Source organism: Acidovorax sacchari (genome assembly GCF_042847045.1).
Taxonomy (GTDB): Bacteria; Pseudomonadota; Gammaproteobacteria; order Burkholderiales; family Burkholderiaceae_C; genus Paracidovorax; species Paracidovorax sacchari.
In genome coordinates this window covers 1-11,805 of sequence record NZ_AP035783.1, presented here as the reverse complement: position 1 = coordinate 11,805, position 11,805 = coordinate 1, and the positions used below count along the sequence as shown (strand labels likewise).

At 63.8% G+C, this 11,805-nt stretch carries 9 protein-coding genes; 5 read left to right on the top strand and 4 right to left on the bottom strand.

Going from position 1 to position 11,805, the window contains the following annotated elements:
- Positions 1–6: 6 nt before the first annotated feature.
- The 5 genes from ACGHC0_RS00045 (at position 7) to ACGHC0_RS00025 (ending at position 5,160) form a co-directional block, all read left to right on the top strand.
- Positions 7–1,485: a type I restriction-modification system subunit M gene (locus ACGHC0_RS00045; RefSeq protein WP_368353447.1), complete on the top strand. Its 1,479-nt coding sequence runs from the start codon at positions 7–9 to the stop codon at positions 1,483–1,485.
- Between the two features lie 166 nt (positions 1,486–1,651).
- Entirely contained in the window at positions 1,652–2,182 is a 531-nt protein-coding gene (locus tag ACGHC0_RS00040; RefSeq protein WP_368353446.1) for a nucleotidyltransferase domain-containing protein, read from the top strand.
- Positions 2,175–2,633, top strand: a complete 459-nt coding sequence (locus tag ACGHC0_RS00035) for a hypothetical protein (protein WP_368353445.1) — start codon at positions 2,175–2,177, stop codon at positions 2,631–2,633. Before ACGHC0_RS00040 ends, ACGHC0_RS00035 begins: the two co-directional genes overlap by 8 nt.
- An 11-nt stretch (positions 2,634–2,644) precedes the next feature.
- On the top strand, positions 2,645–4,333 hold the full coding sequence (locus ACGHC0_RS00030; protein WP_415267060.1) for a restriction endonuclease subunit S: 1,689 nt from the start codon (positions 2,645–2,647) through the stop codon (positions 4,331–4,333).
- Positions 4,334–4,335: 2 nt separating this feature from the next.
- Positions 4,336–5,160: a hypothetical protein gene (locus ACGHC0_RS00025; RefSeq protein WP_368353443.1), complete on the top strand. Its 825-nt coding sequence runs from the start codon at positions 4,336–4,338 to the stop codon at positions 5,158–5,160.
- A 31-nt stretch (positions 5,161–5,191) separates the two neighbouring features.
- On the opposite strand, the gene ACGHC0_RS00020 is transcribed toward ACGHC0_RS00025, so the two are convergent.
- The 4 genes from ACGHC0_RS00020 to dnaA form a co-directional block, all read right to left on the bottom strand.
- The gene (locus ACGHC0_RS00020) at positions 5,192–6,196 is read right to left on the bottom strand and encodes a restriction endonuclease (RefSeq protein ID WP_368353442.1); all 1,005 of its coding nucleotides are present in this window, start codon (positions 6,194–6,196) and stop codon (positions 5,192–5,194) included.
- A gap of 104 nt (positions 6,197–6,300) precedes the next feature.
- Positions 6,301–8,934 (bottom strand): DNA topoisomerase (ATP-hydrolyzing) subunit B, encoded by a 2,634-nt coding sequence (gene gyrB, locus ACGHC0_RS00015; protein ID WP_415267059.1) that lies wholly within the window; start codon positions 8,932–8,934, stop codon positions 6,301–6,303.
- Positions 8,935–9,006: 72 nt separating this feature from the next.
- The gene (dnaN, locus tag ACGHC0_RS00010; RefSeq protein WP_107158276.1) at positions 9,007–10,125 is read right to left on the bottom strand and encodes a DNA polymerase III subunit beta; all 1,119 of its coding nucleotides are present in this window, start codon (positions 10,123–10,125) and stop codon (positions 9,007–9,009) included.
- A 158-nt stretch (positions 10,126–10,283) separates the two neighbouring features.
- Positions 10,284–11,705: a chromosomal replication initiator protein DnaA gene (dnaA, locus tag ACGHC0_RS00005; protein WP_019700678.1), complete on the bottom strand. Its 1,422-nt coding sequence runs from the start codon at positions 11,703–11,705 to the stop codon at positions 10,284–10,286.
- Positions 11,706–11,805 lie beyond the last annotated feature (100 nt).

Below are 11,805 nucleotides of genomic sequence, written 5' to 3'. Positions count from 1 at the left end.
CCGCGCATGTCCAACCTGTCCCCTGTCATCAAATCCATTCAAGACATCATGCGCCAGGACTCTGGCGTTGACGGCGATGCACAGCGCATCAGCCAGCTGACCTGGCTGCTGTTCCTCAAAGTCTTTGATGCGCTTGAAGAGGAGCTTGAAACCACCCGCGATCATTACCAGAGCCCCATCCCCGAACACCTTCGTTGGCGCGCCTGGGCCGCGAATCCGGAAGGCATGACCGGCGAGGCCTTGCTGGATTTTGTCGACAAGCAACTCTTCCCGGCTCTTAAGGGCCTGAATGCCGATCCCGTGCGCAACCCGCGCGGCTACGTGGTGCGCGGCGTGTTCGAAGACGCTTACAACTACATGAAGAGCGGCCACCTTCTGCGTCAGGTGGTCAACAAGCTGAACGCGATCGACTTCAACCGGCAGGCCGAACGCCACCAGTTCAACGACCTGTACGAAAAGATCCTGCGCGACCTGCAGAGCGCCGGCAACGCGGGCGAGTTCTATACGCCCCGCGCCGTCACCCAGTTCATGGTGGACATGACCAACCCCCAACTGGGCGAAAGCGTCATGGACCCAGCCACCGGTACCGGCGGCTTCCTGGTCTGCGCCATCGAGCACCTGCGCAGACAGGTGCGCAATGCCGACCAAGAAGCGGTGCTGCAAAACAGCATCCGTGGCGTAGAAAAAAAGCAGCTTCCGCACATGCTGTGCGTCACCAACCTGCTGCTGCACGGTATCGAAGTACCCAGCCAGATCGTGCACGACAACACCTTGGCCCGCCCGCTGCGCGACTACACGGCGGCAGACCGTGTCAACGTCATCCTCACCAACCCGCCCTTCGGCGGCATCGAAGAGCCCGGCATCGAGGCCGGCTTCCCCGCCGACGTGCGCACCAAGGAAACGGCCGACCTTTTCCTTGTGCTCATCCAGCACCTGCTCAAGCCCCATGGCCGCGCTGCCGTGGTGCTGCCCGACGGCTTTCTGTTCGGTGAAGGCGTGAAGGCCCGCATCAAGGAACAACTGCTGCAGCAGTGCAACCTGCACACCATCGTCCGCCTGCCCAATGGCGTGTTCGCTCCCTATACCGGCATCAAGACCAACCTGCTGTTCTTCACCAAGGGCCAGCCGACGCAGCACATCTGGTACTACGAGCACCCCTACCCGCCGGGCGTGAAAAACTACAACAAGACCAAGCCCATCCGCATCAACGAATTCGATGCCGAGAAAGCCTGGTGGGGCACCGAGGCCGACGGCTTTGCCGCCCGCGTGGAGAACGAGCAGGCCTGGAAGGTCAGCATCGACCAGATCAAGGCCGCAGGCTACAACCTGGACCAGAAGAACCCCCACGTTGGCGAGCAGCAAAGCCACGACCCCAACGTGCTGCTGGCCGACTATGCCCGTTTGCAGGCCGAGGCCCAGGCTCTGCGCGATGAATTGAAGGGCATCCTAGCGCAGTCTTTATCTGCCAAAGTTACCAGCGTCTGATGATCTGCAACGTCTTTTGCTGAGGCCTCAGCCGGCAGCACTACGGGTGCAGGGCTTCAGTCGCTGGGATGCATAATGTGTTTTCTTAAAGAAAACAATCGTTTCTCATTTGAAAACACATCCTGCGCTTGCTGACCTGCTGTTTCCCAACCAGTACCGGCGCAAAGTGCTGGCGCTGCTGCTGATGCAGCCCGATCGGAAAATGCACCTGCGCGAACTGGCCCGCCAGACGCAGGCCGCTCCCGGCACCCTGAAAAAAGAGCTGGACGCGCTGTGCCATGTCGGCCTGCTCACCAGTGAGCGCGTGGGCAACCAGGTGCAGTTTCAGGCCAACACGGGCCACCCTGTCTTTGCCGAACTGCAGGCCCTCATCCGCAAGACGACCGGCTTGGCCGACGTACTGCGCCAGGCCCTGCAGCGGCTGGGCGACCAAGTGACGTTGGCCTTTGTCTTTGGCTCCATGGCCAGCGGCAGCGCCCACGCAGGCAGCGATGTGGATTTGCTGGTAGTGGGCAGCGCCAGCTTTGCCCAGGTGGTTGAAGCCACCTATGCCGCCCAGGCCCAGCTGGGCCGCGAGATCAACCCCAAAGTCATGACCCCCGCCGAGTGGGCACGCCAGCGCGCCGAAGGCCACCCCTTCGTGCAGGAGCTGCTGGCCAAGCCCCGCATCGTGCTGACAGGAAACCCCGATGCCTGAAGAAGAACTCAACAACCTGGCCCGCATTGGCATGCTCGACAAAGTGCCGTTCTCTGCCGCCCTGCTGCAAAAAATGCTGGCCACCGCCCATACCCGCCTGCAAGACGCGCAGCGCACCGACAACAGTGCCGAGACCCGCTTCGATTGCGCCTACACCGCCATCCGCGCCGTGGCCGACGCCGCCCTGCACGCCCAAGGCTGGCGCACCTCCACCAGCAAGCCCGGCCACCACCAGACCACCCTGCAGTGCCTCACGCACACCCTGGGCGTCAGCCCCGCCACCGTGCGCGTGCTGGACGCCTTGCGCAAACAGCGCAATCTGAGCGACTACGACGGCGAACTGGTCACCGAGCAAGCCCTGCGCGAATGCCTGCAACAAGCCCAGGCCCTCAATCAGCTCGCGCAGGAGAAGCTGGCCCCTTTGGTGAACAAGAAAACCTCTGGCGAGTGAGTGTTCAGTCAATGCTGCTATCCCGTTTAGACCTATTGGCCACCGCGCCCGGTGGCGTCGCCAAGCTGCGCGAACTCATCCTCACCCTGGCCGTGCAAGGCAAGCTGGTGCCGCAAGACCCCGCCGACGAACCGGTGGGCGGGCTGCTGCAGAAGATTCGGGTGGAGAAGGATCGGCTGATTGCGGAAGGCAAGATCAAGCGGGACAAGCCGCTGGCGGAGATTGCCGAAGAGGAAAAGCCATTTGAATTGCCGGAGGGGTGGGGCTGGGCGCGTGTAGGCGAATTGGGCGAAGTAGTTGGTGGAGGCACCCCCAAGACTGATGAGCCGAAGTATTGGGCAAGCCAGGGTATCCCATGGCTAACACCCGCTGATCTCTATGGTCGGCGAGACGTTACTGTTGCTGCGGGAAGGCGTGACATTAGCGCCGACGGTTTGGCTTCTTCATCTGCGAGAGTATTGCCCGCAGGGACAGTTTTGTTTTCGAGCAGGGCACCAATTGGCTACGTGGCGATTGCAGCGAATTCGCTGGCTACCAATCAAGGTTTCAAGTCTTGTGTGCCTCATTTGGCGGGACTGAGTCAATACTTGTATTGGAATCTAAAGCAGTTAGCCCGAAAAATTGATTCTGAGGCCTCTGGTACGACTTTCAAGGAAATCTCCGGGAAGGACTTTGCAAACGTAGTTATTTCGCTCCCGCCCCTAACTGAACAATCCCGCATCGTCACTCGCGTCGAAGCTCTGATGCGCCTGTGCGATGCGCTGGAGGCCAAGGGCCAACTGGAGGCCGCGCAACATGCCCAACTAGTCAGCACCCTGCTGGGCACGCTCACCGCCAGCACCACGCCCGAAGAATTGGCCGAAAACTGGCAGCGCGTGGCCCAGCACTTCAACCTGCTGCTGGACCGCCCCGAAGCCATCGACGCCCTGGAGCAAACCCTGCTGCAACTGGCCGTGCGCGGCCTGCTCGTGCCCCAAGACCCCACCGACGAACCCGCCAGCGCCCTGCTGCAGAAAATCCGCACCGAAAAGGACCGCCTCATCGCCACCGGCCAGATCAAACGCGACAAGCCACTGCCGCCCATCACTGATGAGGAAAAGCCGTTTGAGTTGCCTGTGGGGTGGGAGTGGGTGAGGTTGGGCAACATTTTTGATGGCGGAAGCGGAACTACGCCTTTGAGAGCACGTACTGATTTCTTCACGGACGGTACAGAAACGTGGGTCAAGACCACTGACTTGACGAACGGCCTAGTCACCACGTGTGAGGAGTTAATAACTAAGGCGGCAGTCGCTGAAAACCGTTTGAAGTATTTCCCTGCAGGCACGGTCTGTGTCGCCATGTACGGCGGTGCAGGAACAATTGGCAAATCTGGCGTACTGGGCGTGGCGTCGACAATCAACCAATCTGTATTTGCATTGCCTCCAGTGGCTGGGATCGACAGTGAATTTCTGCACACCTATGTGATCACTGTGCGTTCTCAGTGGATGTCGTTTGCTGGGGGGCTCCGGAAAGATCCGAACATTAACGGACAAATCATCAAGAAAATGGTGATGCCCGTCCCACCCCTCGCCGAACAATCCCGCATCGTCACCCGCGTCATGGCCCTTCGCCGCCTGTGCGCCGACCTGCGCCAGCGCTTGGCCGGATGCCAGTCCGTGCAGGCTCGTTTGGCCGAGGCGCTGGTGCAGGAGGTGGCCTGACCATGTCGTGGGTCGGTGAAGCTACCAGTGCGGTGGGGCTGTTGGGCAAGGGCTGGGACTGGTGGAGGGGGCGGCGTGACCCTGCCCGGCGCTCTGCACAGCGGCTGATCCGTGCCTTTGAAGCGCATGGCGTCGCGCGGCAGCAGATCATTCGTCTGGTGCCTGCCGCCATTGCCCAGGCCAAGCCCGAGCTGGGCATGGCCGATTGCTCATCACCCGATCAGCTCAAGCCCAAGCTCACCCCCGCATTGCTGGACTGGGCGGCTGATTACTTGAACCTGCGCCGCGACTGGCTGGATGGGCGCGAGGATGTGCCGCCGCACCGCATGGTCGATCATTACAAGCACCCTGCGCTTTACGGCCCATGGTTCCAAGCCCGCCAAACGGCTGCGCCCAACGTAGATCGTTTTCTCTCCGTCTGGAAATCCATCGGCACTCCTGTGGGCCCTGGTGCAGACGGCCCGCTGAGCGTGGTGTACGAGGAGGTGAGCGACGGGCTGGACGGATCGGAGTGGTCGCGCTATTGGCTTCTGACAGACGGATGGCACATGGGCCATGCTCCCTGTGTCGAAAATCTGGCCGCGCTGCTGCATGTGGCCCAGAAGTCGGGGGTGTTGGTGGCCGTAGGCAAAGAGCTGGGGGCCCGTGACCTGACGCGGCTACAGAGAGGCTGTGCGCTGGTGCCAGAGCTACTGCAGCGCACCCGGGGAAGGTGGTATCCCACTGATCTGGTGAACCCACCGCCGCAAAATGAATCGCCCTGGCGGCAAGCGATCTGGCAAGGTGCGCAGGGCCTGCTGGCAGATTCATCGGTGGGGACGCAGTAGCCCGGGCACCAGTGGCTACCGACGCAGGGACTCAGGCGGGCCAGTAAAGCTTGCGCAGCGGCACTAGCCGCTGGGTCTGGCTGTCGGCCTGCTCATAGTGTTCCAGCAGGGTTTTGACCAGATCGTCCAGGTCCATCAACGTGACGGGAATGCGGCCCCGCTCGGCTTCGTAGCGGGCGTCCTTGGTGAAGCCGCCGGTGCTGACGTACAGGCCCTTGTCCCGTTCATGAGGGCCTCCCAGGAAGCTGCGGATCTCTTGCGATCCCATGGCGGCCGCGCGGTGCTTGACCTCGACCACAATACGTGGATCTTCAAACCCCAGTCCGTCGCGCGAGGCCACGATGTCCTTGCCCCGGTCGGAGCCGCTGGGCGAGATGCGGGTCTTGTAGCCCATGGCGCGCAGCAGGCCTGCGACGAGCTCCTGCATATCGGACCAGTCCAGCGCGTTGACGCGGTCCTTGATGAACTCCAGCGCCTGGTTCTGTATGTCCTTGTATTGCTCGCTCACCTGGACGGCGGTGACTTCAGGCGCCGGGGCGACGGCGCTGGCAGGCTGGGCCGCCTGTCGTTCCAGCTCCTGGCCCACTTCAAGGGTCAGCTGGAACAGCGTGGAAATGGAGCCCAGGCTGTTTCGTGCGCCGACGGTGAGGCTGTCGCGGTCGATCGAGCCGCGCCATTGCACGCGCCTGCGGTTGGGGTAGCCATTCGTGCCTACAGGCACGTACTCGTAGTTCCCTGCCACCGTTCCGAGCAGATAGCTGCGTGTGCTGGGGTTGTAGGTCACGACGTGGTCGCCGATCTTCATTTCGCGCACGAACCGGTATGTCTGGCCGGCGTAGCTGCTCAAGGTGCCTGCCGAGACATGGGGATGGGCTTCCGCCGCGGCTTTCTGGAAGTCGGCGCGGCTGAGCATGCTGCTCATGTCATCCATTTCTTCCCAACCGATCGCCACGATGCCTTGGCTTTTGAAGTCGTCGAAGAGAAAACCTCCCTCTCCGGCTCTCACCATCCAGTAGATCGCTGTCGTTCCGTTCATCGCTCACTCCCTCCCTGAAGTCGGCCACATGGTTATGTATGGGGTGGCCTCACCTGTGGAGCCTTCCGCTCCAAGCTGGAAAGCCCCATCTGCAAACAACGACCTCAAACGTCGATATTCCCCGCCCTCAACGCATTCGTCTCAATGAAGTCCCTGCGCGGCTCCACCTCATCCCCCATCAGCATCGTGAACACCCGATCCGCCTCGATCGCGTCCTCGATCTGCACGCGCAGCAGGCGGCGGACTTCGGGGTCCATGGTCGTTTCCCACAGCTGTTCGGGGTTCATCTCGCCCAGGCCCTTGTAGCGCTGGCGGCTGGTGGTGCGTTCGGCTTCCTTGATGAGCCAGGCCATGGCCTGGCGGAAGTCGCCGACCTTTTCCTCGCGCTGGCGTTCGCCTTCGCCGCGCAGCACCTTGGCGCCTTCGCCGAGCAGGCCGCGGAAGGTGTGGGCGGCTTCGGCCAGGGCGGCGTAGTCGGCGCCGTGCACGAAGTCCTGCGTGATGACGCTGCTCTTGATGTTGCCGTGGTGGCGGCGGCTGATGCGCAGCACGGGCTTGTCGGTGCGGGCGTCGAATTCGCCGGCCACTTCGGCGGGCACGCCGGTGGTGGTCAGTTCGCGCAGCTTGGCCTGCAGGGCGACGGCGCTGGCCTCGGCGTCTTCCACGGTGTCGAGGTTGAGGGCCACGCCGTCGGCGATCGCGCGCAGGGCCTCGCGGTCCATGAAGGCGGAGAGGCGCTCGATGACGGCCTCGGCCACCTGGTGCTTCTGCGCCAGGGTGCTGAGGGTTTCACCATCGAGCGTGCGGGCCTGTTCGCCGCCGGTGGTCACGCTGGCGTCGCGCAGGGCCACGCGCAGCAGGAAGGTGTCGAGCGCGGGGCCGTCCTTCAGGTAGAGCTCTTCCTTGCCGTTCTTCACCTTGTAGAGCGGCGGCTGGGCGATGTAGATGTGGCCGCGCTCGACCAGCTCGGGCATCTGGCGGTAGAAGAAGGTCAGCAGCAGGGTGCGGATGTGCGCGCCGTCCACGTCGGCATCGGTCATGATGATGATGCGGTGGTAGCGCAGCTTGTCCACGTTGAAATCGTCGGCGCCGCTCTTGCCGGTGCCGTCGGCGCTGGCCTTGCCGATGCCGGTGCCCAGGGCGGTGATGAGCGTGAGGATTTCGTTGGAGGTGAGCAGCTTCTCGTAGCGCGCCTTCTCCACGTTCAGGATCTTGCCGCGCAGCGGCAGGATGGCCTGGAACTTCCGGTCGCGGCCCTGCTTGGCGGAGCCGCCGGCGGAGTCGCCCTCGACGATGTAGATCTCGCTCATCGCCGGGTCTTTCTCCTGGCAGTCGGCGAGCTTGCCGGGCAGGCCCATGCCGTCGAGCACGCCCTTGCGGCGCGTCATCTCGCGGGCCTTGCGCGCGGCCTCGCGGGCGCGGGCGGCTTCCACGATCTTGCCGCAGAGGATCTTGGCGTCGTTGGGGCGCTCTTCCAGGTAGTCGGTGAGCGCCTTGGCGACAATGTCTTCCACGGGCGCGCGCACCTCGCTGGAGACGAGCTTGTCCTTGGTCTGGCTGCTGAACTTGGGCTCGGGCACCTTCACGGAGAGCACACAGCACAGGCCTTCGCGCATGTCGTCGCCGCTCACCTCGACCTTGGCCTTCTTGGCCATCTCGTTCTGCTCGATGTACTTGCCGATGACGCGCGTCATGGCAGCGCGCAGGCCGGTCAGGTGGGTGCCGCCGTCGCGCTGCGGGATGTTGTTGGTGAAGCAGAGCACGGATTCGTTGAAGCCGTCGTTCCACTGCATGGCCACTTCCACGCCGATCTCGGTGCCGGGGATGCCGCCGTAGGTCTCCGCGGGGCGGCTGCCCGTGGCGTGGAAGGCGTTGGGGTGCAACACCTTCTTGCTGGCGTTGATGAACTGCACGAAGCCCATCACGCCGCCAGCGCCGGAGAAGTCGTCTTCCTTGCCGGTGCGCTCGTCCTTCAGGCGGATGCGCACGCCGTTGTTCAGGAACGAGAGCTCGCGCAGGCGCTTGGCGAGGATCTCGTAGTGGAAGTCGTTGTTCTCCTTGAAGATCTCGGTGTCGGGCAGGAAGTGGACTTCCGTGCCGCGCTTGTCGGTCTCGCCGGTCACGCGCATGGGCGAGACCTCAACGCCGTTCACCGTCTCCAGGATGCGGTTCTGCACGAAGCCCTGGCTGAACTCCAGCAGGTGCACCTTGCCGTCGCGGCGCACGGTGAGGCGCAGCATCTTGCTGAGCGCGTTCACGCACGAGACGCCCACGCCGTGCAGGCCACCTGAGACCTTGTAGCTGTTCTGGTTGAACTTGCCGCCTGCGTGCAGTTCGGTGAGGGCGATCTCGGCGGCCGAGCGCTTGGGCTCGTGCTTGTCGTCCATCTTCACGCCGGTGGGAATGCCGCGGCCGTTGTCCACCACGCTGATGGAGTTGTCGGAGTGGATGGTGACGACGATGTCGTCGCAGTGGCCGGCCAGCGCCTCGTCGATGGAGTTGTCCACCACTTCGAACACGAGGTGGTGCAGGCCCGTGCCGTCCGACGTGTCGCCGATGTACATGCCGGGGCGCTTGCGCACGGCCTCCAGGCCTTCCAGGATCTGGATCGCGCCTTCGCCGTAGCCGTCGCTGGGCGCGGCGGCCTGGGCGGGCACGGAGTCGGGGGCTGCGACGGACTGCGCTTGGCTGTCGCCCGTGGGAAGGGTGGGCTCGGGCAGGGTGTTCTCAGCGGTCATGGAAGGCCTTGGGTCCGGGGAAGCCGCGTGCGGCTTCCGGTGGGGTCGAAAGAAAGTCAGGGGACCGGTGCGTCAGATGCGCATGGGCATCACGACGTACTTGAAGTTGTCGTTGTCGGGGATGGTCATCAGCGCAGAGCTGTTGCCGTCGGAGAGTTCCACCTTCACCATGTCCTGGCCCATGTTCGCGAGCGCGTCGATGAGGTAGGTGACGTTGAAGCCGATCTCGATGGTGTCGCCGCCGTAGTCGATGTCGAGCTCGTCCACGGCTTCTTCCTGCTCGGCGTTGTTGGACGCCACGCGCAGGGTGCCGGGTTCGATGTTCAGGCGCACGCCCTTGAACTTGTCGCTGGTCATGATGGCCGTGCGCTGCAGGCTGGCCAGCAGGGGCGCGCGGCCCAGGGTGACGCTGTTCTTGTGGTTCTTGGGGATGACGCGGTTGTAGTCGGGGAACTTGCCCTCGACCAGCTTCGTGACGAACTCCATGCCGCCGAAGGTGAACTTCGCCTGGTTGTTGGCGAACTGCATCTCGATGTGGGGCTGGTTCTCGCCGCCGGCGTCCGACAGCAGGCGCTGCAGTTCCAGCACGGTCTTGCGCGGCAGGATGACTTCCTGCTTGGGCACTTCCACATCCAGCGTGGCGCTCGCGAAGGCCAGGCGGTGGCCGTCGGTGGCGACCAGGCTCAGCGTGTTGCCCTCGGCCACGAACAGGATGCCGTTGAGGTAGTAGCGGATGTCCTGCACCGCCATGGCGAACGACACCTGGCCGAGCAGGTCCTTCAGCACCTTCTGCGGCACGCTGAAGGCGGGACCGAAGGCGGCGGATTCCTGCACCAGGGGGAAGTCTTCCGCGGGCAGCGATTGCAGGGTGAAGCGGCTCTTGCCGCCCTTGAGCACCAGCTTGGACTGCTGCGACTCCAGGCTCACCGTCTGGTCGGCGGGCATGGTCTTCAGGATGTCGATCAGCTTGCGCGCGCCCACCGTGGTGGTGAAGTCGCCCGTGTCGCCGCCGAGTTCTGCGGTGGTGCGGATCTGGATTTCCAGGTCGCTGGTGGTGAGCTGCAGGGCATTGCCGGTCTTGCGGATCAGCACGTTGGCCAGGATGGGCAGCGTGTGCCGGCGCTCGACGATGCCCGCGACCGATTGCAGTACCGCGAGAACCTTGTCTTGTGTTGCCTTCAGGACGATCATGTCTTCAACCCCTAGTGATTTGTGCGACGGTGCCGGGCCGCCCGGCGGCCGCGTGGGCGATGCCTTTGCCGGCACCCCTCGGCCAACCTGGCATTTTGCCCGGGAACCGGGGCATTTCCTGGGCGCGGGCGGGCTTCACCGTGGTCTTGCGGGCTGCTTCAGCCCTTGAGCGTCTGCTCCAGCACGTGCAGCTGCTGGTTCAGCTCGGTCAGCTGCTGGCGTTCGCCCGCGATCTTGCGCACCGCGTGCAGCACCGTCGTGTGGTCGCGCCCCCCGAAAAGCTCGCCGATCTCCGGAAGGCTCTTCTGCGTGAGTTCCTTGGCGAGGTACATCGCGATCTGGCGCGGCCGGGCGATGGAGGCCGGGCGCTTCTTGCTGTACATGTCCGCCACCTTGATCTTGTAGTAGTCGGCGACGGTCTTCTGGATGTTCTCCACGCTGATCTGCCGGTTCTGGATGGACAGCAGGTCGCGCAGCGCCTCGCGGGCGAGCTGGATGGAGACTTCCTTCTGGTTGAAGCGCGAATAGGCCAGGATCTTGCGCAGCGCGCCTTCGAGTTCGCGCACGTTGGAGCGCACGTTCTTGGCGACGAAGAAGGCGACTTCCTCGGGCATCTCGGCGCTCTCGGCCCGGGCCTTGTTGATCAGGATGGCCACGCGCATCTCGAGCTCGGGCGGCTCGATGGTGACGGTGAGGCCGGAGTCGAAGCGCGAGACAAGCCGCTCGTGGATGTTCGCGAGGCCCTTCGGATAGGTGTCCGAGGTCATCACGATGTGGCTCTTCTTGGCCAGCAGCGCCTCGAAGGCGTTGAAGAACTCCTCCTGCGTGCGGTCCTTGTTGGCGAAGAACTGCACGTCGTCGATCAGCAGCAGGTCGAGCGAGTGGTAGTGGGCCTTGAACTCGTCGAAGGTGCGGCGCTGGTAGGCCTTAACCACATCCGAGACGAACTGCTCGGCATGGATGTAGAGAACTTTGGCGTCGGGCTTGTCCTGCAGCAGGCGGTTGCCCACGGCATGCACCAGGTGGGTCTTGCCCAGGCCCACGCCGCCGTAGATGAAAAGCGGGTTGTACAGGTGCCCGGGCGAGCCCGCGACGTGCATGGCGGCGGAACGCGCCATGCGGTTGGCCGTGCCCTCCACCAGGGTCTCGAAGGTGAGTGCCGGGTTGAGGCGCGAGCGGAACGGGGCGGCCGCGGGCTCGTCCGACGGGGTGGAGCCGATGGGTGTCTCTGCCGGGGCCGCGGGCTGCTGCACCACGGGGCGGACCACCGTACGGGTAACGCTTTCCCGCTGAGCGAGCGCTAACTCCAGCGTGACCGGCTGGCCGTACAGGCCCTCGAGCAACGCGGTGATGCGGCCCGCGTACTGGGCGCGGATCCAGTCGAGCTTGAAGCGGTTGGCCACCAGCAGGGTGACCTTGGAGAAGTCGGGGGCGACCTGGGCGACGAGCGGCTTGATCCAGGTGTTGAACTGCTGTTCGGGCAGGTCCTGCGCGAGCTGCTCGACACAGGCTTGCCACAGCCCCTGGCCGGGATCGGCGTCGGTGTCGAAGTCGGGGCTGCGGGAGGGTTCCTCGGTCATGAAGGCGGGTTCTTTTTGTGGATAGGAGGAACGGATCAGGGCCTGGGATTGTAGCTTTTCAAGGGGTTATCCACAAGCTGGGCGGGGTGGCCGCGGGCCT

Bases quoted from the DNA above. Each gene is read 5' to 3' on its own strand.
- ACGHC0_RS00045 (WP_368353447.1), top strand. From the start codon at position 7: ATGTCCAACCTGTCCCCTGTCATCAAATCCATTCAAGACATCATGCGC.
- ACGHC0_RS00035 (WP_368353445.1), top strand. From the start codon at position 2,175: ATGCCTGAAGAAGAACTCAACAACCTGGCCCGCATTGGCATGCTCGAC.
- ACGHC0_RS00030 (WP_415267060.1), top strand. From the start codon at position 2,645: ATGCTGCTATCCCGTTTAGACCTATTGGCCACCGCGCCCGGTGGCGTC.
- ACGHC0_RS00025 (WP_368353443.1), top strand. From the start codon at position 4,336: ATGTCGTGGGTCGGTGAAGCTACCAGTGCGGTGGGGCTGTTGGGCAAG.
- ACGHC0_RS00020 (WP_368353442.1), bottom strand. From the start codon at position 6,196: ATGAACGGAACGACAGCGATCTACTGGATGGTGAGAGCCGGAGAGGGA.
- gyrB (WP_415267059.1), bottom strand. From the start codon at position 8,934: ATGACCGCTGAGAACACCCTGCCCGAGCCCACCCTTCCCACGGGCGAC.
- dnaN (WP_107158276.1), bottom strand. From the start codon at position 10,125: ATGATCGTCCTGAAGGCAACACAAGACAAGGTTCTCGCGGTACTGCAA.
- dnaA (WP_019700678.1), bottom strand. From the start codon at position 11,705: ATGACCGAGGAACCCTCCCGCAGCCCCGACTTCGACACCGACGCCGAT.